Annotated in this window: 19 protein-coding genes; 2 read left to right on the top strand and 17 right to left on the bottom strand. The window is 62.5% G+C overall.

Annotated features, from left to right (window positions below; all coding sequences use genetic code 11):
• Nucleotides 1–8: 8 nt before the first annotated feature.
• From Q7F16_RS03410 to Q7F16_RS03335, 16 genes are all read right to left on the bottom strand, one after another.
• Nucleotides 9–1,634, bottom strand: a complete 1,626-nt coding sequence (locus tag Q7F16_RS03410) for an NADP-dependent glyceraldehyde-3-phosphate dehydrogenase (RefSeq protein ID WP_046064299.1) — start codon at nt 1,632–1,634, stop codon at nt 9–11.
• A 263-nt stretch (nt 1,635–1,897) separates the two neighbouring features.
• Nucleotides 1,898–2,815, bottom strand: coding sequence for an autotransporter domain-containing protein (locus Q7F16_RS03405; RefSeq protein WP_409556967.1), 918 nt, complete (start codon nt 2,813–2,815; stop codon nt 1,898–1,900).
• Nucleotides 2,816–3,109: 294 nt separating this feature from the next.
• Entirely contained in the window at nt 3,110–5,533 is a 2,424-nt protein-coding gene (locus Q7F16_RS03400; protein ID WP_046064301.1) for an autotransporter family protein, read from the bottom strand.
• Nucleotides 5,534–5,712: 179 nt separating this feature from the next.
• Nucleotides 5,713–6,477 (bottom strand): endonuclease/exonuclease/phosphatase family protein, encoded by a 765-nt coding sequence (locus Q7F16_RS03395; protein ID WP_046064302.1) that lies wholly within the window; start codon nt 6,475–6,477, stop codon nt 5,713–5,715.
• A 253-nt stretch (nt 6,478–6,730) separates the two neighbouring features.
• On the bottom strand, nt 6,731–7,495 hold the full coding sequence (locus tag Q7F16_RS03390; protein WP_046064303.1) for a PIG-L deacetylase family protein: 765 nt from the start codon (nt 7,493–7,495) through the stop codon (nt 6,731–6,733).
• A gap of 251 nt (nt 7,496–7,746) precedes the next feature.
• A complete protein-coding gene (glgX, locus tag Q7F16_RS03385; RefSeq protein ID WP_409556966.1) occupies nt 7,747–9,906 on the bottom strand; it encodes a glycogen debranching protein GlgX in 2,160 nt (719 codons plus the stop codon).
• A gap of 244 nt (nt 9,907–10,150) precedes the next feature.
• Nucleotides 10,151–10,474, bottom strand: coding sequence for a DUF2934 domain-containing protein (locus tag Q7F16_RS03380; protein WP_046064305.1), 324 nt, complete (start codon nt 10,472–10,474; stop codon nt 10,151–10,153).
• Nucleotides 10,475–10,494: 20 nt separating this feature from the next.
• Nucleotides 10,495–13,281 carry a malto-oligosyltrehalose synthase gene (locus tag Q7F16_RS03375; protein ID WP_409556965.1) on the bottom strand — a complete coding sequence of 929 codons (2,787 nt, stop codon included), beginning with the start codon at nt 13,279–13,281 and terminating at the stop codon, nt 10,495–10,497.
• Nucleotides 13,278–15,356 (bottom strand): 4-alpha-glucanotransferase, encoded by a 2,079-nt coding sequence (malQ, locus tag Q7F16_RS03370; RefSeq protein ID WP_409556964.1) that lies wholly within the window; start codon nt 15,354–15,356, stop codon nt 13,278–13,280. The genes Q7F16_RS03375 and malQ overlap by 4 nt, the downstream gene beginning before the upstream one ends.
• A complete protein-coding gene (treZ, locus tag Q7F16_RS03365) occupies nt 15,353–17,155 on the bottom strand; it encodes a malto-oligosyltrehalose trehalohydrolase (protein ID WP_409556963.1) in 1,803 nt (600 codons plus the stop codon). The genes malQ and treZ overlap by 4 nt, the downstream gene beginning before the upstream one ends.
• A gap of 7 nt (nt 17,156–17,162) precedes the next feature.
• Complete coding sequence (glgA, locus tag Q7F16_RS03360; protein WP_409556962.1) at nt 17,163–18,734, bottom strand: glycogen synthase GlgA; 1,572 nt, start codon at nt 18,732–18,734, stop codon at nt 17,163–17,165.
• A gap of 633 nt (nt 18,735–19,367) precedes the next feature.
• The gene (locus tag Q7F16_RS03355; protein ID WP_046064309.1) at nt 19,368–20,330 is read right to left on the bottom strand and encodes a D-2-hydroxyacid dehydrogenase family protein; all 963 of its coding nucleotides are present in this window, start codon (nt 20,328–20,330) and stop codon (nt 19,368–19,370) included.
• Nucleotides 20,331–20,341: 11 nt separating this feature from the next.
• On the bottom strand, nt 20,342–21,373 hold the full coding sequence (locus tag Q7F16_RS03350; protein ID WP_046064310.1) for an alpha/beta fold hydrolase: 1,032 nt from the start codon (nt 21,371–21,373) through the stop codon (nt 20,342–20,344).
• A gap of 85 nt (nt 21,374–21,458) precedes the next feature.
• A complete protein-coding gene (locus Q7F16_RS03345) occupies nt 21,459–21,893 on the bottom strand; it encodes a YqaA family protein (RefSeq protein WP_046064311.1) in 435 nt (144 codons plus the stop codon).
• Entirely contained in the window at nt 21,893–22,339 is a 447-nt protein-coding gene (locus tag Q7F16_RS03340) for a DUF411 domain-containing protein (protein WP_046064312.1), read from the bottom strand. Before Q7F16_RS03340 ends, Q7F16_RS03345 begins: the two co-directional genes overlap by 1 nt.
• Before the next feature lie 527 nt (nt 22,340–22,866).
• Nucleotides 22,867–23,004, bottom strand: coding sequence for a hypothetical protein (locus Q7F16_RS03335; RefSeq protein ID WP_014338251.1), 138 nt, complete (start codon nt 23,002–23,004; stop codon nt 22,867–22,869).
• Between the two features lie 150 nt (nt 23,005–23,154).
• On the opposite strand from Q7F16_RS03335, the gene Q7F16_RS03330 reads away from it, so the two are divergent.
• Nucleotides 23,155–23,343, top strand: a complete 189-nt coding sequence (locus tag Q7F16_RS03330) for a hypothetical protein (RefSeq protein ID WP_003202135.1) — start codon at nt 23,155–23,157, stop codon at nt 23,341–23,343.
• A 9-nt stretch (nt 23,344–23,352) separates the two neighbouring features.
• Here Q7F16_RS03330 and Q7F16_RS03325 read toward each other — a convergent pair whose 3' ends face one another.
• On the bottom strand, nt 23,353–23,733 hold the full coding sequence (locus tag Q7F16_RS03325) for a fe2+ zn2+ uptake regulation protein (protein WP_046064314.1): 381 nt from the start codon (nt 23,731–23,733) through the stop codon (nt 23,353–23,355).
• Nucleotides 23,734–24,029: 296 nt separating this feature from the next.
• On the opposite strand from Q7F16_RS03325, the gene pvdQ reads away from it, so the two are divergent.
• A complete protein-coding gene (pvdQ, locus tag Q7F16_RS03320; protein WP_409556961.1) occupies nt 24,030–26,378 on the top strand; it encodes a bifunctional acylase PvdQ in 2,349 nt (782 codons plus the stop codon).

The following is a 26,378-nucleotide window of genomic DNA, read 5'->3' as shown; positions in this document are numbered from 1 at the left end:
GGCGTGGATCAGAAGATGTAGTCAGTGGTCAGGAAGTTGGAATCCCGCTCACGGATAATGTCGCTGATCAACGCCTTGTTGCTCTCCTGGAACTTGGTCGCCACCAGCGTGCGGATGGAAAAGGTGCGCAGCGCATCGTGGACCGACAAGGTGCCCTCGGCCGAATTCTTCCGGCCATTGAACGGGAACGTGTCCGGGCCACGCTGGCACTGGGCGTTGATGTTGATGCGGCCGACCTGGTTGGCGAAGATATCCACCAGCTTGCCGACTTGTGCCGGGTTGGTGCCGAAAATGCTGAGCTGCTGGCCGAAGTCGGACTCCAGTACGTAATCGATTACGGTATTGAGGTCGCGGTACGGCACGATGGGCACGACCGGGCCGAACTGTTCCTCATGGTAGACCCGCATCGCGGTGTTCACCGGGTACAGCACCGCCGGGTAGAAGAACGAGCTGCGTGATTCGCCGCCATGGGCATTCTTCACTTCTGCACCCTTGGCGAGCGCATCGGCGACCAGCGAATGCAAGTAATCGACCTTGCTCGCTTCGGGCAATGGCGTCAGCGCCACACCGTCCTCCCAGGGCATGCCGGGTTTCAGGCTGGCGAGCCTGGCGTTGAACTTCTCGATGAACGCCGGCGCCACATCTTCATGGACAAACAGGATTTTCAGCGCCGTGCAGCGCTGGCCGTTGAATGACAGCGAGCCGGTCAGCGCCTCGTTGACCGCGTTGTCCAGGTCGACGTCCGGCAGCACCAGCCCGGGGTTCTTCGCATCCAGCCCCAGGGCGGCACGCAAACGGTGTGGCCGCGGGTGAAGCTTCTTCAGGTCACTGGCCGCTTTATTGGTGCCGATAAAGGCGAAGATGTCGATCTTGCCGCTGGCCATCAGCGCGCTGACAGTCTCGCGGCCGCTGCCGTAGATCACGTTGATCACGCCTGCCGGGAAGCTGTCGCGGAAGGCTTCGAGCAACGGCCGCACCAGCAGGACGCCGAGCTTGGCCGGTTTGAATACCACGGTGTTGCCCATGATCAAGGCCGGGATCAGCGTGGTGAAGGTTTCGTTCAGCGGATAGTTGTAGGGGCCCATGCACAAGGCCACGCCCAGCGGCACGCGCCGGATCTGCCCGAGTGTGTCCTGTTCCAGCTCGAAACGGCTGGAGCGGCGGTCCAGTTCCTTGAGGGCGTTGATGGTGTCGACGATGTAGTCGCAGGTGCGGTCGAACTCCTTCTGGGAATCCTTGAGGTTCTTGCCGATCTCCCACATCAGCAACTTGACCACGGCCTCGCGTTGCTCGCGCATGCGCGCCAGGAAGGTTTCCACGTGGCGGATGCGCTCGGCGACGCGCATCGTCGGCCACTGGCCCTGGCCGCGATCGTAAGCCCGCACGGCAGCGTCCAGGGCGGTGAGGGCGGTTTCGGCGTCCAGCAGCGGTGTGCTGCCGAGAATCACTTGCTCATCGCCCAGTTCACCCGTCAGGTAAACGGGGCTGCGGACGACGGCCAGTGGCCCTTGCCAGGTTTCCAGGACGCCGTCGACCAGGTATTCGCGCTGTTCGATCCGGCCTTCGAGGCGATAGGCCTGCGGGATGTCGGCGGCGCCGGGAAACAGGTTGGCGAGGAAGGGGGCGGTGGTCATGTCGTTACTCCATCAATGAAATGAGCCAGGGGCAGACGGCTTGCAGGTATAAATCGCTTTTAGCGTTATACGCCTTAATGGAGGTGTTTTTTAAGTGGCGGCAGATTGCTTGCGCCGGGCTTATGTAGGCGCTGTGTAGGAGCTGACGAGTGCAACGAGGCTGCGATCTTTCCCCAGACACTTGAGTCCCAAGCGAAAGATCAAAAGATCGCAGCCTTCGGCAGCTCCTACACACGCGGGGACTATCGACTACAGAGTCGGCATTACCAGCGCATCCGCACCCCCATGCTGGTAATGATGCCGTTGAGGTCGTTGTCGTCGACGTCACTGCTGTAATCGGCACTGACATACAGGCTTACCGCCGGCGTGACCCGGGCCACCAGGCCCAGGCCGACTTCGACGGTGGAGGACTTTCGGCTGCTGCTGATCTTGTCGACCTTATCCAGGGACAAGGTATCGGCGCTCTGGACCGTATGCCACAGGTTGGTTCGCACATAGGGCTCCATGCCGAGACCGTTGACTTGGTAATTGCCTTTGAGTCGTGCGCCGACGCGGCCACTCCAACTGTTCAGTTCATTGCCGGTACCGCTTTCGGCATTCGGTGTGTCGAGGGTGATGCGTTGGTTGATCAACTGCGCCTGGGGTTCGACGACCCAGTGGGTCCCGATGCCAATCGGAAAGCCGCCTTCGACCGAAAGCGTCACGGCATTGCCTTCGCTGGCCTGGCGCTGGCCTTGTTCGGTGCGGCTGTAGCCATTGACCCGGCCGCCGCTGGCGCTCAGGTCCACGTGCCAGCCGGCGGGGCCGGTCAGGCTCCAATACGCGCCGAGGCTCGAGCCTGTCAGGTTCAGGGCATCTTTGCCCGGTTCGGCCATCGCAGGCGTTACCAGCAGGCCACTTCCCGTTGAAATGATCTGGTTTTGCCCGCTGATCAGGCCCACGCGCTGGGTATGGCCGCTGTCGTTGCGCAATGTGAACAGGGCGGGGCTCTTGCCGGAGGCGGGGTCACTGCCGATGAATGCGGTATTGAGGTTGTCGGACTGTGCTCGGCCATACCAGGGCTGCACTGTCTCCTCGGCAGGCCAGGCCTGTACCTCCATGGAGGAAAGCAGCAACAACGAAGTGGAGAGGGTGTGGAGGGTGGCGGTGGAGATATCTTGCGGACGGAGGGAAGTTTTCATGGGGGCCTGCCTTGCAATCGCATGCGTTTCTCGCTTTTTGGCGTCTCTCCTACCCCGAATGAGGGGCGACCGAATGGATTGAGGCAAGCCTTTGGCGGCCCGTCTTGGCGGGTTCCAGAGGCCTGCCCCTGACTGTATTTCCGGGGGTAGTACGGTGTAGTCAAGAAGACCGATGGCGGCGCGTCAAGAAAATGAACGATGAATGGCAAGATGAAATCAGCGTCAATAAGACGCTGATTTCAATTGGTTATTAAGGCGAGCATTTGGGCGTCAAATCATCGTCGCAGAACCTGCCTACCAGCTGATCCGTACACCGAGATTGCCCGACACACTGCGTTGCTGACGGCTGTCGAGGTTGTTGCTGTAGTCCGCTCCGGCGTAGACGCTGACCGCGGGCGCCAGGCTCACGATGACGCCGACACCCAGGTCGCCGGTGGACGCGCGCTGCTGGGTCTCGACCCGCTCAGTGTCGTCGAATGTCACCGTATCGGTGCCGGAAAACGTGTGCCAGAGGTTGGCGCGCAGATACGGTTCCACGGGTATGCCGCTGACCTGATAACGGCCCTTGAGGCGAGCGCCGAGTCGGCCGGTCCAGGCACTGTCGGAATCGAACTCGACCCTTGAGACCCCATCGTCCTGGGTATCCAGGGAGACCTTCTGGTGGATGATCTGCACCTGGGGCTCGAGGACCCAGTCGGCGGCCACCGCGAAGGGGTAACCGGCTTCGGCCGAGAGGGTCAGGGCGTGCCCGCGATTATCGATTTTCAGGCCGCGTTCGGAGCGATTGTCGCCGTCCAGTCGCGTGCCCATCACCACGGCGTCGACGTAACCGCCAGTGGGATCGGTGAGCGTCCAGTAGAGCCCGTAGCTGTCGCCGTCGAGTTCTATCTTGCCGGCGCGTCGGCCTTCGAAACCCAGGTTGAACCCATCGACGTTACCGTTCAATTCGGTACGGCCGACGAAAAAACCAATGCGCTGGGTCTGTCCACTGGACAGCGGAGAGCTGTACAGGTCATTGCCCACCTGGAAGCCCTTGATCGACCCATCGAACCGCGGCGTCACCGTGCCGGCCCAGGTTTGATCCAGGTCCTTGCCATAGACCCGGCCCCAGCCCGCGCCGAACGCGCCGTTTTCCGTGAGCAGGCGCTGGTCGCCCTGGCGGTCATGGAACGTGCCCAGGGCCATCAGGGTCAGTTGTGCTGCTGCCGGGGGCAATACCGACCAGGTTGGCACTTCCGGCCGGTACAGAGGAATGGGTGCCGCACCGGGTACTGCGGCCGGCAGTACGGGCAACGTCGGGCTGGGCGCCGCTACCGGTCCGGCAACCAAGGTGGAGCGCAGGTACCAGTTGTTTTCATTGCCGGTCGCGCCGCCTCTGAACAGGCGGTAATCGAACGCGCCGGCCGAGACCGCTTGCGCCAGCGAAAAGGCGCCGGTATCACTGACTGCGCCGCCCTGGGCCTGGACCACTTCGATGCCGTCCTGGGTCGTTCGTGCGCCCGTGCCGCCCAGGCTTGTGACCGTGATGGCGGTACTGCCGGTGAGTGTCCCGCCATTGACCACCAGCTTGTCACTGGGGGAGTCGTCGGCGCCGAGTACCGTTTGCAGGTGCAACTGGCCGTTGTTACCGACGTAGTTGCCCTGGACAGTGAGGGTGTCGTTGGTGCGGGTGTTGCCCTGGGTAAGGTCTACGGTGCCGGCGTTGTTGAGCGTCGCCAACTGACCGGCAGTAAAAGGGGCAAGGACGCCTTGGGTCGACGTTAGCGTACTGCCGGATTCTATGTTGAGCGTCCCGGTGGCGGTGGCGCTGTCACCCAAGCTCAGGGTGTCGTCAAGGTCCAGTTGCGAGCCTTGGGTGAGGTTGACTGTCTCCCAATTGAGGTAGCGAGCGCCGGTGCTGGAGGTGCTGCCACTGAACGTCAACGCGTCCTGGCCCAATCCACCGTCCACGCTGGGTGTAGTGGCGAGGAGGGTTTCATCGAGGTTGCTCAACAATGCGGTGTCGCTACCGTCGCCCATCAGGACGGCCGAGTGGATAAGGCCGCCGCTCCACTGTAGCTGGTCATCGCCGGCACTGGCCCGGACCTCGCCGATGATTTCGCCACCGCTGACGGTAATGCTGTCATTGCCGCCGCTGACGCTGACATTGCCGCCGATGCGACCTGCGGAGAGAATGATGGTGTCCTGGCCGAAACCGGTCACCAGGTTGCCGATGATCTGTCCGCCCGACATATCGAAAACGTTGTCATCGAGTTTCATGTCGACTCGGCCAATGGTGCCGCCGGTCATCTTCGCGACGTCGCCGTCTTCGAACGCGTCGACGATGGTCCCGCCAGTCATCAAGAACGTATCGAGGCCGTCACCTTGGGCCAGGGACAGGATCCTGCCGCCATTCATGATGAAGTCGTCCACGCCGGAGCCTTGCTGGACATCACCGTCAATCACGCCGTTGGCATTGATCACGATGCGGTCGACGCCGGTGCCGAACGTGACGTCGCCGCTAATGACACCACTGCCGTTGGCGGGCATGGTCAGGATGTTGTTACCCGAAAGGTCTGTCAGCCCGGGACTGGTGCCGCTGTCGCAGACATAGGTGTCATCGCCTGCGGTTGGTGTCAGCGTGCAAGCCGCCATGGCGGCTGGAACGGGCAACAGGAAGGGGGCTGATACCCACACAGCGTTGAGCAGCCGATTGAATCCTCTATCGTGCCGAATCATGTGCTATCCCTCTGCGTCGGCATCTCATCAATGCCGGTTTCAGCATCGGTTGCACAACAGATGGCACACAGGGCCTGGCAACGCTCGCTGTATGGGATGGCACCCTAGCAATGAAAAACCAGCGTCGCTACTGTCAGAACTTACAGGTCAGCGCGCAGAAAGAGCCGCAAAGGCCCGCCCTACAAATGCACTTCCACCGAAAGTGGCAGGTGGTCGCTCAGGTGCGTCCAGGGTTTGTTGCCCAGGATTTGCGGGGCGTGGCTGCTGGCGTTGCGCAGGTAAATGCGGTCCAGGCGCAACAGCGGGAAGCGGGCCGGATAGGTCCTGGCGGGGCGGCCGTGGTGGTGCTCGAAGGCTTCATGCAGATAGCCACGGCGAGCGAGGGTGAGATTGCCACGCAGTTGCCAGTCGTTGAAGTCGCCGGCGATGATCACCGGGGCGTCCTCGGGCAACGAATCGAGCAGTTGGCAGAGCAGTTTGAGCTGTAGTTGACGATGGCTTTCCAGAAGGCTCAGGTGCACGCAGATCCCGTGGACAGCAGCGTGGCCGGGCACATCCAGCACACAGTGCAACAACCCGCGCCGCTCCGGGCCGGTGATGGACACATCGAGATTGCGGAACTGGCGGATCGGGTATTTGGAGAGCAGGGCGTTGCCATGGTGGCCATCGGGGTAGACCGCATTGCGGCCATAGGCGAAATCGCTCCACATGCTGTCGGCGAGGAATTCGTACTGGGAGGTCTGGGGCCAGTTGTCGTAGCGTGACGCGTGTCGGTCATGTTCGCCCAGCACCTCTTGCAGGAACACCAGATCGGCACCGGTACTGCGCACCGCTTCGCGCAGCTCGGGCAGGATGAAGCGACGGTTGAGGGCGGTGAAACCCTTATGGGTGTTGACCGTCAGGACCCGCAGTCGATGAACCGCCGCAGGCAGGTCCGATGGCATGGGTGCGACGGTCCGCCAATCGGGATCTTGAGTCACGTTCCCTCCTGAATCAGACGTACCTGTTCATGCGACTGACCCAAGGCGCCGGCAGTTCCGGATTTTTCATGTCCTTGCCGGTCGCCATCGCGAGCAAGCTCGCTCCCACAGAGTTCGGTGGCGCACACAGACATTGCATCCCTGCGCAGGCCTACTGTGGGAGCGAGCTTGCTCGCGATAGCGGTGTATCTGAACCACCGCCATCACAGGCAGGTGTTCAGATGAAGACAATCTCATACGGCAGCCCCATCCGATCCAGGATGACCCGGGGCACCAGCGGGGCGATGCCACTTGCCGGTTCGCCGTTGAGTTGGCTGACGTAGGCGTACATGGCGTGACGCTTGCGGGCGGTGGTCCAGACGTCGAGGCGCAGTTTGCGGGCCCGGTGCCAGGGGATTTTATTTTGCTCGCGGACCGGCCAGTGCCAGGCCCACACCGGCAGTTCGTTGAACGCCACCCCGATCCTGTCGGCGGCCAGGGCCCCGGCGCGTCCGACGCTGTCGTGGTCGCTGTCGCCATCCTGGCGCCAGGTGCTGAACACCACGTCACCGGGGCGCAGGTGACGTGCAATAAAGTCGGCGAGCTCGGCTTCGTGTTCGGCCAGGGCCTTTTCCGGGAAACCGCCGCGCACCCATTGCAGGCCATGGGTTGCGATTCCCAGGCGATGCAGGGCATCCACGCTTTCCTGGGGGTGAGGGCGGTGTGTACGCAGGCGTTCGTCGGTCCACAACGGTGAGCCGGGGTGGGTCAGGGCTCCATCGGTGACCGAGATCAGCAACATGGGCTGGTCCAGGTTGCTCAGCAACTGCAGCAACCCGCCGCAGGCCCCGACCTCATCGCCCGGGTGCGGGGCGAGGATGACCGCACGGGCGCCAGCGGGAATGAGCGTCTGAGTACTGATGATCGGAATATCGGCCAGTTGCGCAGCACTGTTCCATATTTGCGGATGCTGCCGGCCAGGCAAGCGAGAGGCAGGTTTCATAAGAGACGTCCTTGTTTGTATTCAATCTTTCAGCCATGTACCGGGCCTACTGTCCGATGACGCCCGCGTGGGTATGGCTGCGATTCACAGCGCTCCGAATCCTGGAGACTACCGCATGTGAAGTATTGACCATGTCGGTCGATTCGTCTTGCGAGATGTGTGTCTGAACTGCATTTTTTTCTTCAAACTGGGCTGTGTGCATCGAAAAAACCGCGTCCTTGCGGTCTCTCTGGCGGCTTACAACCGGTACTTCATTCCTCTTCTTCGCGTTGCAGTTCGAACAGCAGCAGCGAGCGCCCGGTGACGGAGTATTCGGAATCGAAATCGAAGCGCTCCTGGCCACGAACAGTCGGCTGGTTGGTGTCGACCATGCAGGTCCAGAAACTGCCCTCGGGTACTTCCGGCAGGCTGAAGTTGACGATGTCATGGTGTGCGTTGACCACCAGCAGCAGCGTTGCATCGCCGCCCTTGCGCCGAATGCCGGTTTCCTGGGCACGGCCGTCCATCAACATGCCGAGGCAGCGACCATGGCTGTCCTGCCATTGCTCAATGGTCATTTCGCTGCCGTCGGGGGATAGCCAGGTCACGTCCTTGACGCCGATATCCTCGTTGTAGTTACCCACCAGGAACCGTCCGCGCCGCAGGATCGGGTAGGTCAGGCGCAACTTGATCAGGCGCTTGACGAACTTGAGCAGCGTCGCGCCATCCTCGCTCAGGTCCCAGTTGACCCAGCCGATCTCACTGTCCTGGCAGTAGGCATTGTTATTGCCATGCTGGGTACGGGCAAATTCATCGCCGGCGACGATCATCGGCGTGCCTTGGGCCAGCAGCAGGGTGGCGAAGAAGTTACGCATCTGTCGATGGCGCAGCGCGTTGATCTCTGGATCGTCCGTCGGGCCTTCGACGCCATGGTTCCAGGACAGGTTGTTATTGCTGCCGTCCTGGTTGTTCTCGTCGTTGGCTTCGTTGTGCTTGTCGTTGTACGACACCAGGTCATGCAAGGTGAAACCGTCATGGGCGGTGACGAAGTTCACCGAGGCGTACGGACGCCGGCCACGCTGGTTGAACATTTCCCCCGAAGCCGTCATTCGGCTGGCGAAATCGGCAAGCTGGCCGTCGTCGCCCTTCCAGAAGGCGCGCACTGTGTCGCGGAACTTGTCGTTCCACTCGACCCAGCCCGGCGGGAAGCGTCCCACCTGGTAGCCCCCGGGACCACAATCCCAAGGCTCGGCGATCATTTTCACCTGGCGCAGCACCGGGTCCTGGCGACAGGCCACGAGGAAGCTGTGGCGCTCGTCGAAGCCGTCATGGTAACGGCCCAGGATGGTCGCCAGGTCGAAGCGGAAGCCATCGACGTGCATCTCCGTGGCCCAATAGCGCAGGGAGTCGGTGACCATTTGCAGAACGCAAGGATGGCTCAGGTCCAGGGTATTGCCGGTGCCGGAATCGTTGATGTAGTAGCGTTTGTCGTCGGGCATCAGCCGGTAGTACGAAGCGTTATCGATGCCGCGCATGGACAGGGTGGGGCCCTGTTCGTTGCCTTCGGCGGTGTGGTTGTAGACCACGTCGAGGATGACTTCCAGATTGGCCTCGTGCAGGTGTGCGACCATCTCCTTGAACTCGGCGATCTTGCCACTGGCCAGGTAGCGTGGGTCCGGGGCAAAGAAGGCGATGCTGTTGTAGCCCCAGTAGTTGGTCATGCCTTTGTGCAGCAGGTGCTGATCATTGACGAAGGCATGGATGGGCAGTAGTTCCATCGAAGAGACACCCAGCTTGCGGATATGCTCCAGCACATCGTCGACCATCAGCCCGGCGAACGTACCGCGCAGGTTCTCGGGTACCGAAGGGTGACGCATGGTGAGGCCGCGCACGTGGGTCTCGTACAGGATGGTCTTGTCCCAGGGCACGCTGACGCGATGGTCGTGGCCCCAGGTGTGTGCGGGGTCGATGACCTTGCACTTGGGGACGAACGGAGCACTGTCGCGCTCATCGAAACTGAGGTCGCCATCGGGATGGCCGATGGTGTAGCCGAACAGGGCTTCGGACCACTTCAATTGGCCGACCAGTTGCTTGGCATACGGGTCGATCAGCAGCTTGTTCGGGTTGAAACGGTGGCCGTTCGCCGGGTCGTATGCGCCGTAGACACGATAGCCATAGATCAACCCTGGATGGGCGTCCGGCAGATAGCCGTGGTAAATCTCGTCGGTGTACTCCGGCAATTCGATGCGTTCGAGTTCGACTTCGCCGGCATCATCGAAAATGCACAGTTCCACCTTGGTGGCATTGGCTGAAAACAGCGCGAAATTGACCCCGAGGCCATCCCAGGTTGCACCCAGTGGAAAAGGCAGCCCCTCACGAATCCGCGAAGCCTCGATCACGGGCGGCGGCGTGGTTTTGTTTGGACGGGTCATAGTTGCTCCTGCAAAAGACAGACAGATACAGCGATGCGGTTCACTTGGGGTGGATGGCTCCACCCTTCACCTGTGGCGAGGGGATTTAGCGAAACGTCGCACCGCCCCGCTATGTGGGACAACGTTGCTTCTCTGTGGGAGCAAGGCGCCCGCGATGAAGCGATGCACTCCTTCAGAAATCGAGGCGCCTGTTTCGCGAGCAAGCTTTGCTCCCACCTGGCAAGGAGACCGATAGGGGGATGAATCAAACCGCCGGCGGCTTGCGTGTGGCCCGCGGCTTCTTGTCTGCGGTGGTCGCAGCAGCTTTGGCCGCGGGCTTGGCCTTGGGCGTGGTAGTTTTTGCCGCTGTCTTGGTCGGGGTGCTCTTGGCGGCAGCAGGCTTGGCGCCATCGGTTTTGCTGGCCGCTGATTTGCTCGCCGCCTTGGGCGGCTTGCTCGGCGCCAGGGCTTCGGCTTCGGCCAGTTTGCGCGCCATCTCCCAATGGCGTTTCTCCTGCCCGGCGGGCTTACCCTCGGACTCCCAGATCTGATAGGCGAATTCGCGAATGCGTTTATCGTCGGTACTCATCGCAGTGCTCCTGATTCAACTCAAGGTTGGATAAAGACATTGACCGGGAAAGTCCCCAGCGCGGTGCTGATCAGCAGCTCCCTTTGGGGTGTGACTGTTGCGCTTGAAAAAAGTCCCTTCAGTTTTTCATCCTCGGCGGCGAACGGTAACGACACACGGGTATCGCCCCAATCCGACGCAGCCACCAGCGGCACGGCACTGTTTTCCAGCAACGACGCCGCATGGACAGGTACAACAATAATCGCCCGTTGTTGCGAGTCTTCACGCATGAAGGCCAGTACCCGTTGGGCCTGCTCGCCGAGCACTTCCAGGGGTTGGTAGCGACCCTGGCGCCATAGCTGCGGATACTCGGCTCGCACGGCCAGCGTCCTGGCGATCAATGCCTGTTTGACTCGGCCGTCCCGCCAATCGCGTATCAACGCGGCTGGCGTGCTGTCGGCCCGTAACGCCTCGCGGCGTGCCTGGAAGTCCACCGGGCGACGGTTATCCGGGTCCACCAGGCTGAAATCCCAGAACTCGTTGCCTTGGTACAGGTCCGGTACGCCGGGTACGGTCATGTGCAGCAAGGTTTGCGCCAGACTGTTGAGGGCGCCTGCCGGGGCGATGGCCTGGACCGCCTCGGCGATGACGCTGCGCAAGGGCAACCCCTCATCGCCCAGCAGCAACCGTTCGAGGAACATCTGGGTGGCTTGCTCATAAGCGTCGTTGACCGCCGCCCAGCTGCTTTGCAGCTTGGCTTCGCGCAGGGCCTTGCGCTGCCATTGCCACAGGCGCTCGTTGTATGCGGCCAGGGCCTTGTGGTCCTGGAGGTCCAGGTCCAGTGGCCAGCTGCCGAGCAGCGCCTGGTACAGAATCAGTTCATCACCGGCCGAGGGCGCCGCCGGGTCGCTGTGCAGCGAAGGCGAAAGGATGCGCCATTGCTCCACGCAGGCGGTGTACCAATCGGCGCGTTCGCTGAGCACGGCCAGCCTGGCGCGGGTGTCTTCGCCGCGCTTGTGGTCGTGGGTAGCGGTGGTGATCAGGTTGTCGGGAAAATGCTCGAGTCGATCGAGGCCTGCTTGATGGAACTCCTGCGCCGGGGCGCTGAAGCGCTCGGTGTTATAGCCCACGTCATTGCGCGACAACAGCACCGCCGAGCGATAGAGCGCGGTGTCCTCCACGGCTTTGGCGGCGGCCGGCGAGGTCAGTTGCTGGAAACGCACGCAGGCATGGCGCAGGCGTTTACGCTGGCTACCGCGCGGGCGTTGCCGCCAGGGCATCCCACCAAGCCAGCCGGCCAGGCAATCGAGCACTGGCCAGTCGGCTTCGCTGAGGGTCTGCCGGGCGCCTTCCAGGGCCTGGTTGAAAAACACCTCGTCTTCGGCGGAGCGGCCCAAGGGTGTGATGTAGGTGCGATACACCGGAAAGTGCACGATCAGTTCCTGCAAGGCCCGCCGAATCGCGCCCAGGGTCAGGTCGCGGGTCATCACATCGTCCCGGGCCACTTGCAGCAGGGCTTGGGCGACGCTTTCGAAGTCTCCGGCCAGCGACCCATTGAGGATCTGCTGGCGGGCCAGGCGGGCTTCTTCGATGAAGTGCGCTGGCCGCTCACTGTGCCGGTTCCAGAATTCGGCGAGGGGGGCGGCGCCGGCCGGGTCATGCTGGAGCAGCGAGACCTGGTTCATGAACTCGTAACCGGTGCTGCCGTCGATGTTCCAGTCCCGCCGCAACGTCTCGCCATCGCCAAGGATCTTCTCGACGAAAATCGGCAGGTGTCGGGTCGGTGACAGTGAATCGACCCGTCTGCGCAATTTGCGGCAGTAACCACGAGGGTCGGCAAGGCCGTCGATGTGATCGATGCGCAGGCCGTCCACCAGTCCTTCGCCGATCAATTGGAAAATCTTTGCGTGGGTCGCCTCGAATACCGCTGGACGCTCGACCCGCAGCCCACCCAGTTCGTTGACATCGAAAAAGCGCCGCCAGTTGATGTCGTCCGCTGCCGTGCGCCAGCTGGCGAGTCGGTAGCTCTGGCGCTCCAGCAACTGATGCAGGCGTTCGAACCCCTCGGGCTGTGTAGAGTCGTAGCCAGCCAGGTTGTCCTCGATGGCGGCGAAGATGTCCGCTTGTGCCGCCAGGTCCTGCAACTCGGTTTGCAGCGGGCGGGCGAGGGTGTGGGCGTCGGTCTGGTAATTCAGCGTGGTGAAGCGCTCGGCCAGGGCCTTGAGCGCTTCGGCCTGCTCGGCGGGCAGGGTTTCGGCGGGCTTGAGCAGCTCGCCGTAGTGCATCGGGCAAATCGGGAAGCGGTGTTCGTAGTGCTCGACGTAGAAACTGCCGTGGGCGGCATCGAAGCGCAATTGCAAGGTGCCTTCCTGCAATGCCACGCCGTAGTCGCTGCCCAGGAACGGCAACAGCAATTGGCCTTCCATCAGTGGGTCGGGGGAGTGCCACTGGATGTCGAAGAACTCGCCGTAGGGGCTCAAGCGCCCCCATTCGAGCAAGTCCAGCCACCAGGGGTTGTCATTGCCGCCGACGGCCATGTGATTGGACACGATGTCGAGGATCAGGCCCATCTGGTGCTCGCGCAAGGTCGCGACCAGGCGCTTGAGCGCGGCTTCGCCACCCAGTTCGGGGTTGACCAGGGTGGGGTCGACGACATCGTAGCCGTGCATGGACCCGGCCCGGGCCTTGAGCAGCGGCGAGGCATAAATGTGGCTGATGCCCAGCGAGGCGAAGTACGGCACCTGGGGGATGGCATCGTCCAGGGTGAAGCCTTTATGAAACTGCAGGCGCAATGTTGCTCGCAGGGGTTGGATCAACGGCTGTTTCATCGGTCACGCTCGTTCGCCTGAAGCCTCGCGCAGGCGAGTATTTCCAGACGCCGGGCAGCGTCCGGGTGATCCAGCAACGCCTGGCTTGGCCCGGCCAGGCGGCGGCGCCAATTGGGGTGGGTGTCGATGGTGCCTGGCAGGTTGGCTTGCTCCTCGATGCCCAGGGCGTCTTCGAGCGGCAACAGCACCAGCGGCGCGCGGGTGTGGCCGAGGAAGCGCACGCTGGCATCGAGCACCTGGTCGGTCTCGCGGTGTTCTTCGCGAAAGTTCTGCGGGTCCTGGTTCAGCACGTGGCGCAGGCCTTCGCGTTCGCGCTCGCGGTGTTTGCGCCAGTCCATTTCGGTATGGGAATCGATCAGGTCCAGCCGGGCGTTCCAGTCGATGTCGTGACCGTGCCACCAGCCATTGAGCGTCGGCAAGTCATGGGTGCTGGTGGTGGCCAGGGCATTGTCCGGCCAGTCGAGAATTGGCTTGAAGTGGGTATTGTCCTGTTCGAACAACAACACGCGCATGCCCAGGATCGAGCGGGCAATGAGTTTGTCACGCAGGCCGTCGGGCACGGTGCCGAGGTCTTCGCCGAGCACGATGGCCTGATGACGATGGGATTCGAGCGCCAATAGGCGCAGCAGGTCGTCCACCGGGTAATACAGGTAGGCGCCATCGCGAGGTGGGGCGTCGTTAGGGATCACCCAGAGCCGTTGCAAACCCATGACATGATCGATGCGCAAGCCGCCGGCGTGGGCGAAGTTGGCCCGCAGCATTTCAATGAAGGCGCGAAAGCCGTTGCGCACCAGGCCTTCCGGGGCGAACGCCGAGATCCCCCAGCCTTGGCCGGAGCGGTTGAGAATGTCCGGCGGGGCGCCCACGGTCAGCGAGGCGAGCAGTTCGTCCTGCCGGCTCCAGGCCTGGCTGCCACCGCCATCGGCACCCACTGCCAGGTCGGCGATCAGACCGATGCCCATGCCGCTGGATCGGGCTGCGCTCTGGGCGCGCTCCAGGCAGCGGGCAATCAACCATTGGCAAAAAGCGTAGAAGCCGATCTCATCGGCATTTTCTTCGGCGAAATGGGCCAGGGCCGCGCTGCGCGGATCGCGCCATTCTTCCGGCCAGTGGCGCCAGTCGAGGCTTTCGCCACGGGCGGCGCGTTCGGCCTGCAAGGCCTCGAAGCGGCAATGATTTTCCAGGGCTTCGCCGCTGGTGTGGCGGAAACTGCTGAAGTCCTCATGCAGCGGATGCTCACCCTGGCTGAAGCCGTCGTACAGGGCGCGCAGGATCTTCTGCTTGGCCTGGGCGGCGACCGGCCAGTCGATCAGCGGCTGCTCTTCCAGGGTGCGCAGTTGATTGGTCAAGCCGGTGGCGTCGATGGCGGTGCGCAGCGCACGTTCACCGAGGATGGTGCCCGGTGCGGCGTACAGGCTGTTGAAAAACAGTCGGCTCGACGGTGAGTAGGGGCTGTAGCGCCCGGTGTCGCTGCTGAACATCGCGTGCATCGGGCTGATGGCAACGGCCTCGGCGCCGCGCTCGCCGGCCACCCGTGCCAGCTCCTCCAAGGCCTGGGTGTCACCGAAGCCACCGTCACCGGGGCGGCGCAGGGCATACAGTTGCGCGCTCAGGCCCCAGGCCCGTGGCGTCGGATCGTCCACCGCATCGGCCACGCTGTAGCAGCGGGCCGGCGCAACGGCCAGGGTGAAATGCTGGTCCTGGATGCTGACGTGCTGATAACCCACCGGGACCATCCCCGGCAGCTTGGCATCGGCATCGAGGTTCAGGTTCAGTGTCGCGCCATCTTCGAGTTTGATTTCGCAGGGTGTCCCCGCATCGAAGTAGCGGCTCAAGTCCAGGCTGACTCCGACGTCGGCGGTGATCAGCGGTGGCAATTGATGGTTCTGTTGAGCTTCCTGCAACTGCAGCAGGCTGGCGTCGATTTCCTGGGCGCTGCCGGCGGGATGGCCCAGGCCGGTGAGGACCGAACGCAAGACGGCCGGCGAGACTTTCTGGGCCCGGCCATTGGCATCGATCCAATCCACCGCCAGGCCCGCTCGGCTGGCGAGGATTTCCAGTTGCGCATCGCTCATAGGCGCTCTCCAGTGATGTTGGGCAAGGTTGTCGCCTGCGTCAGACTGACCAGCGCGCTGTAGGGCGCAAGGACGCCCTGTTGCAACAGACCCATGACCTGCTGCGGATGTTCGAAAAGAATGCGTGCCTCTTCCGGGGCATTGTGTTCGACGGGCTGATCGCCGAGGTTGAAATCGATGCGCAACACACTGCCATCGCCCAGTCGCCAGCGTGCGCTGATGGCGCCATGGCCCAGCACATCGGCGCCCAGGGCCTGGGCACCGGGCAGGCGCGGGACGATCTCTTCACGGCGGATTTTCAGCAGTTGCCGATACAACGCCTCGTTGGCCTGTTGCTCCGGGCCTTGCGATTCCAGGCTTGGGCGTGAAGCCTCGAAGGTGCTGGCGGCGTTGGGGTCGGGAATTCGTTCGCGCTTCTGCGGATCGGCAAAGGCAGTGAAGGCCTTGAACTCGTTGCGTCGGCCTTCGCGCACCAGCTCTGCCAGCTCGCCGTGGTGGCTGGTAAAGAACAGGAACGGTTGTTCGGCTGCCACCTCATCGCCCATGAACAGCAGCGGGATCATCGGTGACAGCAGCAACAAGACTGTCGCTGCCTGCAGGGCCTGAGGCGCGGCGAGCTGATGCAGGCGTTCGCCCAGGGCACGGTTGCCGATCTGGTCATGGTTCTGCAGGAACAGCACGAACGCGCTCGGCGGCAGGTGACCGCTGGGCTCGCCCCGGGCTTCGCCATGGCGATTGAGATGACCCTGGAAGACGAAACCCTGGCTCAGGCAACGGGCCAGTTGTTCGGTCGGCTGCTGGGCATAGTCGGCGTAGTAGGCGTCGGTCTCACCGGTCAGCAGCACGTGCAGGGCATTGTGCCCGTCGTCGTTCCACTGGGCGTCGTAGCGGTGCTCCAGCAGGTGGGCCTGGTTGTGTTCGTTTTCCACGGTCAACCAGACATGCCGGATCGGGTCCACCTGCTCGCGCACCCGGGTCGCCAGCTCCTGGAGAAAATCCGGGTCTTCAATGGCGTGTACCGCGTCCAGGCGCAGGCCGTCGAAACGGTACTCCAGCAGCCACATGAGCGCATTGTCGATGAAGAAGTCCCGCACTTCGCGGCGGCGGAAATCAATCGCCGCGCCCCAGGGCGTGTGCTTGTCTTCACGGAAGAAGCCCTTGGCATAACGGTGCAGGTAGTTGCCGTCGGGGCCGAAGTGGTTGTAGACCACATCGAGGATGACGGACAGCCCATGGCCGTGGGCGCTGTCGATCAGATGCTTGAGCTGTTCGGGCGTGCCGTAGGAGGCCTGGGGTGCGTAGGGCAGGACGCCGTCGTAGCCCCAGTTGCGATCACCGGGAAACTGCGCCAATGGCATCAGCTCGATGGCGGTGATGCCCAGCCCGGTCAGGTGTGCCAGATGCTGTTCGACGCCTTCGAAACCACCCAGGGCGCCCACGTGCAACTCGTAGATCACCGCTTCGTGCCAGGGGCGACCGGACCATTGGGTGTGTCGCCATGAGTAGGCATGTGGGTCGACCACCACGCTGTGGCGGTCGATGTCGCCGGCCTGGGCGCGCGAGGCCGGGTCCGGCACCTCCAGCTCTCCATCGATGTTGTAGCGGTAGCGGGTGCCGGCGGGGCAACGGGTCTGGATCATGAACCAGCCGTCGGCTTGGGGCAGTAGCGGTATTGAATCTCCAGTGTCGAGCTCGACACTGACAAAAAATGCATCCGGGGCCCAGAGGGCGAAGCGGGTGTGCTCGTCATCCAGCATGACCGCCCCGTGGGTCCATGTCTCAGGCGTCCTTGACGTCATTGTTACCTCATTGTCTGGCCGATTTTCCCAGTGATTTAGCCACCAGCTGTTCGTAGAGTTCGGCGTAGGGTTCCACGGCCTGGCACCAGTTGAACGGCGCCGACATGGCCCGGCAGCGCATGGCGTTGAGCAGGTCGGGGAACTCGAAGACCTTGAAGGCCCGGCTCAGGGCCTGTTTGTAGCTTTCCACGGTGGACTCATCGAACAGGAAACCGGTGATGCCATCTTCGATGGTGTCCGCCAACCCTCCGGTATTGCGCGCCACCGGCAGCGAGCCGAAGCGCTGGGCGTACATCTGGCTCAAGCCGCAGGGCTCGTAGCGCGACGGCATCAGCAGGAAGTCGCTGCCGGCGAACATCCGCCGCGCATCGGTTTCGTTGAAGCCGATGCGCACGCCGATGCGTCCGGGGAAGCGCAGGGCCAGTTCACGCATGGCCTGTTCTTCCTCCGGTTCGCCACGGCCGATGATGGCGATCTGGCCGCGGGACTCGACGATGAACTCGGCGACCGCTTCGGTCAGGTCCAGGCCTTTCTGGTAGACCAGGCGCGAAACCACGGCGAACAGCGGGCCAGTGGAGTCGTCGAGGCCAAACAGCTCACGCACATGGGACGCGTTGACCGCCTTGCCTTCCCAGTCGCCCATGGCGAACTGACGGAACAGGTGGGTGTCGGTGGCCGAATCCCAGCTTTCATCGATACCGTTGGGGATGCCGCTGAGCAACCCTTGTTGGGTCTTGGCAGCGAGGAAGCCGTCGAGCCCGCAACCAAACGCCGGGGTGGTGATCTCCTGGGCGTAGGTGGCACTGACGGTGGTGATATGGCTGGAGTAGGCCATGCCGGCCTTGAGGAACGACAGTTTGCCGTAGAACTCCATGCCTTCCTGTTGCAGGGCGTGTTCGGGGATGCCCAGCTCCGGGCAGGACGCCAGGCTGACGACGCCCTGGTAGGCCAGGTTGTGAATGGTAAACAGGGTCGGGGTGCGTTGCCCGCGCCAGTGCATATAGGCCGGTGCCAACCCGGCTGGCCAATCGTGGGCGTGGACCAGGTCCGGGCACCAGTGGATCTGTGCGAGGTTGGCGGCGATGTCGGCTGCAGCGAGGCCCAGGCGGGCGAAGCGAATGTGGTTGTCGGGCCAGTCGCGACCGTTGTTGGCACCGTAGGGGGAGCCTTCGCGGGCAAACAGTTCCGGGCAGATCAGGACGTAGATCACCAGGCCGTCAGCCATGTCCATACGCCCGATCTTGCAGGGTGGCAGTGCTGCGTGGCCGCCCAGTTCGCCGATGATGTGGATCGGATTGCCGCTGTTCATCACTTGCGGATAGCCGGGGATCAGCACCCGGACATCATGCAGCCCGGCCATGGCCCGGGGCAGTGCGGAGGAGACATCGCCCAGGCCGCCGGTCTTGACCAGGTCGGCGATTTCCGAGGTGACGAACAATACTTTCTTGCGGTTGGGATTCTGTCGAACGACGGGGAGCAGTGCCTTGCCGCCGGTGGCCAGCACCGGTGCCGTTGGCGATTCGGCCGCGGGCGGTAGTTGAGAACGAACTTGTTGTGGTTCCAAGGCAGCACTGATCATAAATATCTCCCATTTTCTCGATCTGTTTCCGGCAAGCGCCAGAGCTGTTGTTTCATTGGCCAAATCCTGCGGCCAGGCGCACAAGCGCTACACAAGGAAAGCGAACGGCTACCCAATGCGGCGAAGCGAATCAGCTGAAGGAGCTGTTGCAATGACCAGTGCAAGGACTGCACCAGTCGCGGTTGCCCTACCTCTAACCTGACCTGTCGCCGTTGCGAAAAGTTTCGACTTTTTTTCGTCTGGATGACCGGTTGGTTTTCCCCCCGGTTAGGCAGTCTAGGTCAGAACGTAGAGCGGTGCGGCTCGGTTCGTCGCATTGTCCGACAATCACGGTTTTTGTCGGCAATCTCTTACACGACAAAGGGGGATACGCACCGACGAAGTGCAGTTTTCTGAAAAGAAAAATGTGTATGGGGACGGGGTTGTTTCATTGGCGTGCGCGATGGAATGGCGTGATGCACCATTGGAGGGCGGGTGGCATGGAGGCGTTTTAATGGCCAATAAAACACAATGTCTCCTGTGGGAGCGAGCTTGCTCGCGATAGCGGTGTGCCAGTCACAAACCTTGCAACTGATCCGCCGCTATCGCTAGCAAGCTCGCTCCCACAAGGGGAGGTGTGTTGATGCTCCAGGTTCAGCCTGCCGGCGTCAGCAACCGGATCGGCTGGCCCGCCGCCCAGGCCAGCAGGTCTTCGATCATCAGGGAATAGAACTGCTGGTAATTCTGTCGGCTGACGTAACCCAGGTGAGGCGTGGCCAGTACGTTTTCCAGGGTTCGGAATGGATGGGCGGCGGGCAAGGGCTCCTGGGCGAATACGTCCAGGGCGGCGCCGGCCAGACGCTGGTGCTGCAGAGCGTCGATCAGGGCGGGTTCATCGACGATCGGCCCGCGGGAGGTGTTGACCAGCAACGCCTCGGGTTTCATCCAGGCCAGTGTCTGGGCATCCACCAGGCCGCGGGTGCGTTCGCCGAGCACCAGGTGGATCGAGAGAATGTCGGCCTGCTCGAACAGCGCTTGTTTGCTGACGTAGGTCACGCCCACTTCGGCGGCGCGCTCGGCGCTGAGGTTCTGGCTCCAGGCGATGACCCGCATGCCGAACACCCGGCCGAACTGCGCCACCCGGGTACCGATGCTGCCCAGGCCGAGGATTGCCAATGTCTTGCCGTGCAAGTCGCCGCCCAGGCCTTGCTGCCACAGACCGGCGCGCAGGGCATTGGCTTCCTGCACCAGGTTGCGGGTCAGGGCCATGATCAGCGCCCAGGTCAGTTCGGGCGCGGCGTGCTTGTAGCTGTCGGTGCCACACACCTGGATACCCAGCTCGGCGGCGGCCTTCAGGTCCAGGGCGGCATTGCGCATGCCGCCGGTGAGCAGCAGCTTGAGATTGGGCAGGCGGCGCAGCAGGCCCTCGTCGAACACCGTGCGTTCACGCATCACGCAGATCACTTCGAAGCGCTGCAAGCGCTCGGCAAGGGTGTCGCGGTCAGCGGGATAGTCGTGGAGAAACGTCACTTGGCCGACACCGTCCAGTACCGACCAATCGACCACGCCACGTGCCACATCTTGCCAATCGTCTATGACTGCTATTTGCACCGCCATGGAACACCTCGTCAGGGAATGGGTTTGTCCAGCCAGCCCAACAGGGCCTTGTGGAACCGGTCCGGCTCTTCCATCTGTGGGGCATGCCCCAGATTGGGGAACTCCACCAGGGTCGAGCGCGGAATCAGCCCGGCGACCTGCTTGCCCAGTACCTCGTAGTGGCCCAATTTGGCCTTGACCGCTGGCGGCGCGATGTCGCTGCCGATGGCGGTGGTGTCGGAGGTGCCGATCAGCAGCAGGGTGGGCACGGTCAGGTCCTTGAATTCGTAATAGACCGGCTGGGTGAAGATCATGTCGTAGATCAGCGCCGAGTTCCACGCCACTTGCGTGTGTCCCGGGCCTTTGTTCAAGCCAGCGAGCATATCCACCCAACGGTCGAACTCAGGTTTCCAGCGGCCGCCGTAGTAGGTCGTGCGCTCGTAATTGCGAATGCCCTCGGCGGTGACTTTCAGCTCCCGCGCGTACCATTGGTCCACGGTGCGATAGGGCACGCCCAGGGCTTTCCAGTCTTCCAGGCCGATGGGGTTGACCATCGCCAGGCGTTCGACCTGGTCGGGAAACTGCAAGGCGTAGCGGGTGGCGAGCATGCCGCCGGTGGAATGGCCGAGGACGACGGCTTTCTGTACGCCGAGGGTTTTGAGCAAGGCCTGGGTATTGCTCGCCAGTTGCTGGAAGCTGTACTGGTAATACCCGGGTTTGCTCGATGTGCAGAAGCCGACCTGGTCGGCTGCGATGACCCGGTATCCGGCCTCGCTGAGGGCCTTGATCGAATCGCCCCAAGTGGCGGCGCAGAAATTCTTGCCGTGCATCAGCACCACCGTGCGGCCATTGACCTTGCCTTGGGCCGGCACATCCATATAGCCCATCTGCAACGACTGGCCCTGGGACTGGAAGGCGAAGTGCTTGAGGGTATAGGGATGTTCGAAGCCCTCCAACTGTGCACCGTAGGCCGGGCCTTCCGGCGGATTGGCGGCCTGGGCAAACAGGGGCAGGGCGGCGGTGAGGAACAGGCTGGGCAACCAGCGCGCGGTGGTGCGGGACATGGTCAATCTCCTTGTGGCCGCCGCCGATCCTGGCGCGACCCGATTATGGCGACATTAACCACAGGCAACCGAACGGCCCGAACGTTCAGTCCATCCAGCCCAGTGTCGCCAAAGCGAGAACACCGTAGCGCAGGCCCTTGGCAAGGGTCACGATCAGCAGGAAGCGCCGCCACGGTTCGCCCATCACCCCGGCCACCAGGGTCAACGGGTCACCGATGATGGGCAGCCAACTGAGCAGCAGCGACCAGCGGCCGAAGCGTTGGTAGTGCACGCGAGCCTTGTCCAGGTGGGCCGGGCTGACCGGAAACCAGCGCCGATCCTTGAAGTGTTCCAGGCGCGTGCCCAGCCACCAGTTCACCAGCGAACCCAGGACATTGCCAGTCGTGGCGACCCCCAGCAGCAACCAGGCCTCATGGCGTTCGCTGAGCAACAGGCCGACCAACAGTGCCTCCGATTGCAGTGGCAACAAGGTTGCCGCGCCGAAAGCCGCCAGGAACAAGCCGATATAGGCTTCGCCCATCAGTGGGCCGGGTAATCCGCCACTACGGTTTGGGTCCCGTCTTTTTTCAGGCCAATCACTTGATAAGCATCGCTCATGCCGTCCATTTCCATGCCGGGCGAGCCCATGGGCATGCCCGGTGCGGCCACGCCGAGCAAGTCATCGCGCTTGCTCAAGGCCAGCACCTGATCGGCCGGGACATGGCCTTCGACGAATTTGCCGTTGATCTCGGCGGTGTGGCAGGAACGCAGGTTCGGCGCGACCCCCAGGCGCTGCTTGACCGAACTCATGTCGGCCTCGACATGGTCGTTGACCTTGAAGCCATTTTCTTGCAGATGTGAAATCCATTTTTTGCAGCAGCCGCAGTTGGCGTCGCGGTGCACATCAATGGTGATCGGTTCGGCGGCCTGGGCCAGGGTGGTCATGAACAGGGCGCTCAAGGCGAGCAGGTGCAGGGGGTTGGCCATGGAGGTGGTCTCGTGTCGAACGGTTTGGAGAGAGGATAACAGAGTAGCGAGCGCGAGCTGACGGGGGGCTGAGGCGGGGATTACAGAATTGTCAGGTTGCAAGGGCGAATAAAGTCCTGTGGGCGAGCTTGCTCGCGAAGGCATCAGCCCATTCGACATCCATCGAGGCTGACCCCGCCATCGCGAGCAAGCTCGCTCCCACAATGGGATCTGAGTACGACCGGGAGAACCAGGCCGGCTGTCAGGCCGCCTCGCGAGCAAGCTTTGCTCCCACAGGTCCTGCTCAAACAGATCTGACGGGTGTACGACCGCAAGAGCCAGGTCGGCTGTCAGGCCGCCGTCCACCAGCTCCTCCACCATGTGACGGATTTGCACCATGCTGCGATTGATTTTCTCCGTCACCGCGCTCTGTTGCTCGGCGGCGGTGGCGATTTGGGTGCTCAGGCTGTTGATCTGGCTGACGGAGCCGGCCATTTTCCTCGGTCCGGATGGTGATACGTCGGGCCAGGTCGGCGCCAGGGGGGCAGTTAGCGGGGCATGTCGAAGCCCGGGCCGCCACGGTGATCAGGTCGATCCCCATGACCGCGGTCATGGGGGAAAAACAGGCAGCCACTCAGGGTCAGGGTGGACAACAAGGCAAGCAACAGGCTGATACGACGAAACATACATAATTCCTCATGATTAACCGCCGCGGTTGCGCGAATACGCTCCTTCGGCTGTACCATGGGACCCCGTTGGCAGCCCGTCATTCCCGCAATACGGTATGGGCTTGGCAAGTCTTCGGATACAGAACGGATACATTCAGGAAATTGGCAATGACTCATTCACAACGTTTGAAATACTCGATTCTGATCGTCCTCGTCGTCCTGGCAATCATGCTGGGACTGTCCTGGATGCAGGGCAAGGGCATGATCAGCGAGCAGCTGTTTCAATACATCGCCATCGCCGTAGCGGTCATCGTGGTGGTGATCAACGGCGTGATGCGGCGCAAGGTCAAGTCCTGAGCGCCGGCTTCAATCCTCGGCCTGGAGCACGGCCATCGCACTGGGGTGCAGGCAGTAGCTTTTATCCGGGTTGAGGGTGACAACGCCCTCGCTGCACAGGCGCTTCAACACTTCACGCACGCTGAGAAAGGACAATGGAATGTCCAGCCCCAACAACTGGCTGTGCACCCCGCGCACGCCCAGGCTGCGGTTTTCGTGAGCGGCCTTGAGCAGCGCGTCGATGACTTTGAGGCGAATCAGGCTGGTCCTGAGCCCGAAGCTCTTGAGCAAACGCCTGATGTGGTCATTGCCGCCTCGCTCCGTCGGCCTGTCGAATACACGGTGGGGGGCGCTCAGCGAGACGCCGGTCGCCCTTGGCTTGCCCTCCATGGGCAGTTGCGCGTTACGCATGCAAAAACTCCTTACCAGCCTGATCAGAAAAGGTCACGGATACTCTCCTGTAATAGGACGAACGAGGACGCGCAATCATGAGGGCGATGATGTGAAAAAATTGCCCCTGCTTCGTCAAACCCCCGTGTTCAAACGGTCGCCAGCCATTAATTTTTTTTCATCCGGTTCGTTTTCAAGGTAGGCACATTCCGGTTCAGCACGCGGCATGTGATTTCCCAGGCGGGCCGAGTGTTTGTCTACTGGCGCACCGGTAGCCGTCCTGGTTTCTGAAGTTTTCATCAGGAGTGAACGTGAGAATGTCCGGGCAGTTATCGAGGATTGGCCTCGCAGGCGCTTTTCTGGGGATCGCCCTCGGGCTCAGCCCCGTGGTCAATGCGCAAGACGATGGGGAGCAGGCCAGTGCCGAGATCCGTCGCACCCGTTTTGGCGTACCGCATATCCGGGCCCAGGACGAACGCGGGCTGGGTTATGGCATCGGCTATGCCTATGCCCAGGACAACCTGTGCCTGTTGGCCAATGAGATTGTCACGGTGAACGCCCAGCGCTCGCGCTATTTCGGGCCGGAGCAGGTCACAGTCGAGGAGCGGGAGAACCGCGTCAGCGATCTGTTCTTCAGCTGGCTCAACACGCCGCAAGCGGTTTCCGCTTTCTGGCAGGCCCAGACACCTCAAGTGCAGCAACTGGTCGAAGGCTACGTGGCGGGCTACAACCGTGCCCTGGTCGAGCGCAAGGCCAAAGGCCTGCCCGAACAATGTGCCAGCGAGTGGGTGCGGCCGATCACGGCGCTGGACCTGGTCAAGTTGACCCGTCGGCTGTTGGTGGAAGGCGGCGTCGGCCAATTCGCCGAGGCCCTGGCCGGCGCGCAACCGCCCCAGGCGACGGCGCTGACGGGCACCCCGGTCACCGGTTTCGCGGCCGCCGCAACCCGGCAGCAGCGTTTTGCCCTGGAGCGCGGCAGCAATGCGCTGGCCATCGGCAGCGAGCGCTCGTTCAACGGCCGCGGGATGTTGCTGGCAAACCCACATTTTCCGTGGGTGGGCGGGATGCGTTTCTACCAGATGCACCTGACCATTCCCGGCAAGCTGGACGTCATGGGCGCGGCGCTGCCAGGCCTGCCGATGATCAACATCGGTTTCAGCCAGCACCTGGCCTGGACCCACACCGTCGACAGCTCGAAACATTTCACCCTGTACCGCCTGCAACTCGACCCTAAGGACCCGACCCGCTATCTGCTCGACGGCAAGTCTGTGCCGATGAGCCAGCAGACGGTCGGGGTGGACGTCAAGCAACCTGACGGCCAGGTGCAGACGATTTCCCGAGTGGTCTATGCCTCGCAGTTCGGCCCGATCGTGCAATGGCCTGGCCGGCTGGACTGGGATAACCGGTTCGCCTACAGCCTGCGGGATGCGAACCTGGACAATGATCGCGTGCTGGCCCAGTGGTACGCCATGAACCAGGCGGTCACGCTCAAGGATTTGCAGGACGCCGTCCATAAGATCCAGGGCATTCCCTGGGTCAATACCCTGGCGGTGGACGACCAGGGGCAAAGCCTCTACATGAACGTGTCGGTGGTGCCGAACGTCGACGCCGATAAACTGGCTCGGTGCAGCGATCCCCGGGTCGGACTGAAACTGATCGTGCTGGATGGTGCTCGTAGCGAATGTGCCTGGGACATCGATTCCAACGCCGTACAAAAAGGCACTTATGCCGCCGACAAGCTTCCGCAGTTGCTGCGCCGCGATTATGTGCAGAACTCCAACGATTCGGCCTGGATGGTCAACCCTTCGCAGCCGCTGTCCGGTTACTCCCCGTTGATCAGCCAGCAAGGCCAACCCCTGGGACTGCGGGCGCGTTTTGCGCTGGACCGGATGGGTAAGCTGGCCAAGGATGGGCCGGTGAAGGTGGAGGATTTGCAGCGCATGGTCATGGACGATCAGGTTTACCTGGCTGACCAGGTGATGCCGGACCTGCTCGGCGTGTGCGCCGGTGACCTGGGGGGCGATGCGTCGGCATTGGTCGAGGCGTGTGCCAGCCTCAAGGCCTGGGATCGCAAGGCCGGCCTGAATAGCGGCCTGGGGTTCGTGCATTTCCAGCACATCATGGACCGGCTGCAGGCGGTGCCTGATTCATGGCGCGTCGCGTTCGATCCCAAAGATCCGCAACACACACCGCGTGGCCTGGCGATTGAGCGGCCAGCCGTGCTCAAGGCCGTGCGCGATGCCATGCTGGCTTCGGTGGAGGCAGTGAAGGTCGCCGGCTTGTCGAAGGACAGCCAATGGCAGGACGTCCAGGTGGCCAGCAGCGGCAACCGACAGACACCGATCCACGGCGGCCCCGGGGAGTTGGGTATCTACAACGCGATCCAGAGTGTGCCCGGGGCGAACGGCAAGCGGGAGGTGGTCAGCGGGACCAGCTATCTGCAAGTGGTGACGTTTGACGGCAAAGGTCCGCAGGCTCTGGGATTGCTGGCATTCTCCCTCTCCAGCGACCCGGCGTCGCCTTATTCGGCCGACCAGACTCAGGCGTTTTCGCAGAAGCAGTGGAGTGTGCTGCCATTCACCGAACAGCAGATCAAGGCCGATCCGCACTATCAGGCGCTGATTATTCGCGAGCGTGATGAGACGGGCAGGGTGGCGACGCAATAG

Source organism: Pseudomonas sp. Lb2C2 (genome assembly GCF_052112205.1).
Taxonomy (GTDB): Bacteria; Pseudomonadota; Gammaproteobacteria; order Pseudomonadales; family Pseudomonadaceae; genus Aquipseudomonas; species Aquipseudomonas kilonensis.
The sequence above is the reverse complement of the archived record's forward strand: the minus strand, read 5'-3'. Positions and strand labels throughout refer to the sequence as shown.

What these genes read in the sequence shown, in the direction of transcription:
- Q7F16_RS03410 (WP_046064299.1), bottom strand. Translation starts at nt 1,634, where the DNA reads ATGACCACCGCCCCCTTCCTCGCCAACCTGTTTCCCGGCGCCGCCGAC.
- Q7F16_RS03405 (WP_409556967.1), bottom strand. Translation starts at nt 2,815, where the DNA reads ATGAAAACTTCCCTCCGTCCGCAAGATATCTCCACCGCCACCCTCCAC.
- Q7F16_RS03400 (WP_046064301.1), bottom strand. Translation starts at nt 5,533, where the DNA reads ATGATTCGGCACGATAGAGGATTCAATCGGCTGCTCAACGCTGTGTGG.
- Q7F16_RS03395 (WP_046064302.1), bottom strand. Translation starts at nt 6,477, where the DNA reads ATGCCATCGGACCTGCCTGCGGCGGTTCATCGACTGCGGGTCCTGACG.
- Q7F16_RS03390 (WP_046064303.1), bottom strand. Translation starts at nt 7,495, where the DNA reads ATGAAACCTGCCTCTCGCTTGCCTGGCCGGCAGCATCCGCAAATATGG.
- glgX (WP_409556966.1), bottom strand. Translation starts at nt 9,906, where the DNA reads ATGACCCGTCCAAACAAAACCACGCCGCCGCCCGTGATCGAGGCTTCG.
- Q7F16_RS03380 (WP_046064305.1), bottom strand. Translation starts at nt 10,474, where the DNA reads ATGAGTACCGACGATAAACGCATTCGCGAATTCGCCTATCAGATCTGG.
- Q7F16_RS03375 (WP_409556965.1), bottom strand. Translation starts at nt 13,281, where the DNA reads ATGAAACAGCCGTTGATCCAACCCCTGCGAGCAACATTGCGCCTGCAG.
- malQ (WP_409556964.1), bottom strand. Translation starts at nt 15,356, where the DNA reads ATGAGCGATGCGCAACTGGAAATCCTCGCCAGCCGAGCGGGCCTGGCG.
- treZ (WP_409556963.1), bottom strand. Translation starts at nt 17,155, where the DNA reads ATGACGTCAAGGACGCCTGAGACATGGACCCACGGGGCGGTCATGCTG.
- glgA (WP_409556962.1), bottom strand. Translation starts at nt 18,734, where the DNA reads ATGATCAGTGCTGCCTTGGAACCACAACAAGTTCGTTCTCAACTACCG.
- Q7F16_RS03355 (WP_046064309.1), bottom strand. Translation starts at nt 20,330, where the DNA reads ATGGCGGTGCAAATAGCAGTCATAGACGATTGGCAAGATGTGGCACGT.
- Q7F16_RS03350 (WP_046064310.1), bottom strand. Translation starts at nt 21,373, where the DNA reads ATGTCCCGCACCACCGCGCGCTGGTTGCCCAGCCTGTTCCTCACCGCC.
- Q7F16_RS03345 (WP_046064311.1), bottom strand. Translation starts at nt 21,893, where the DNA reads ATGGGCGAAGCCTATATCGGCTTGTTCCTGGCGGCTTTCGGCGCGGCA.
- Q7F16_RS03340 (WP_046064312.1), bottom strand. Translation starts at nt 22,339, where the DNA reads ATGGCCAACCCCCTGCACCTGCTCGCCTTGAGCGCCCTGTTCATGACC.
- Q7F16_RS03335 (WP_014338251.1), bottom strand. Translation starts at nt 23,004, where the DNA reads ATGTTTCGTCGTATCAGCCTGTTGCTTGCCTTGTTGTCCACCCTGACC.
- Q7F16_RS03330 (WP_003202135.1), top strand. Translation starts at nt 23,155, where the DNA reads ATGACTCATTCACAACGTTTGAAATACTCGATTCTGATCGTCCTCGTC.
- Q7F16_RS03325 (WP_046064314.1), bottom strand. Translation starts at nt 23,733, where the DNA reads ATGCGTAACGCGCAACTGCCCATGGAGGGCAAGCCAAGGGCGACCGGC.
- pvdQ (WP_409556961.1), top strand. Translation starts at nt 24,030, where the DNA reads ATGTCCGGGCAGTTATCGAGGATTGGCCTCGCAGGCGCTTTTCTGGGG.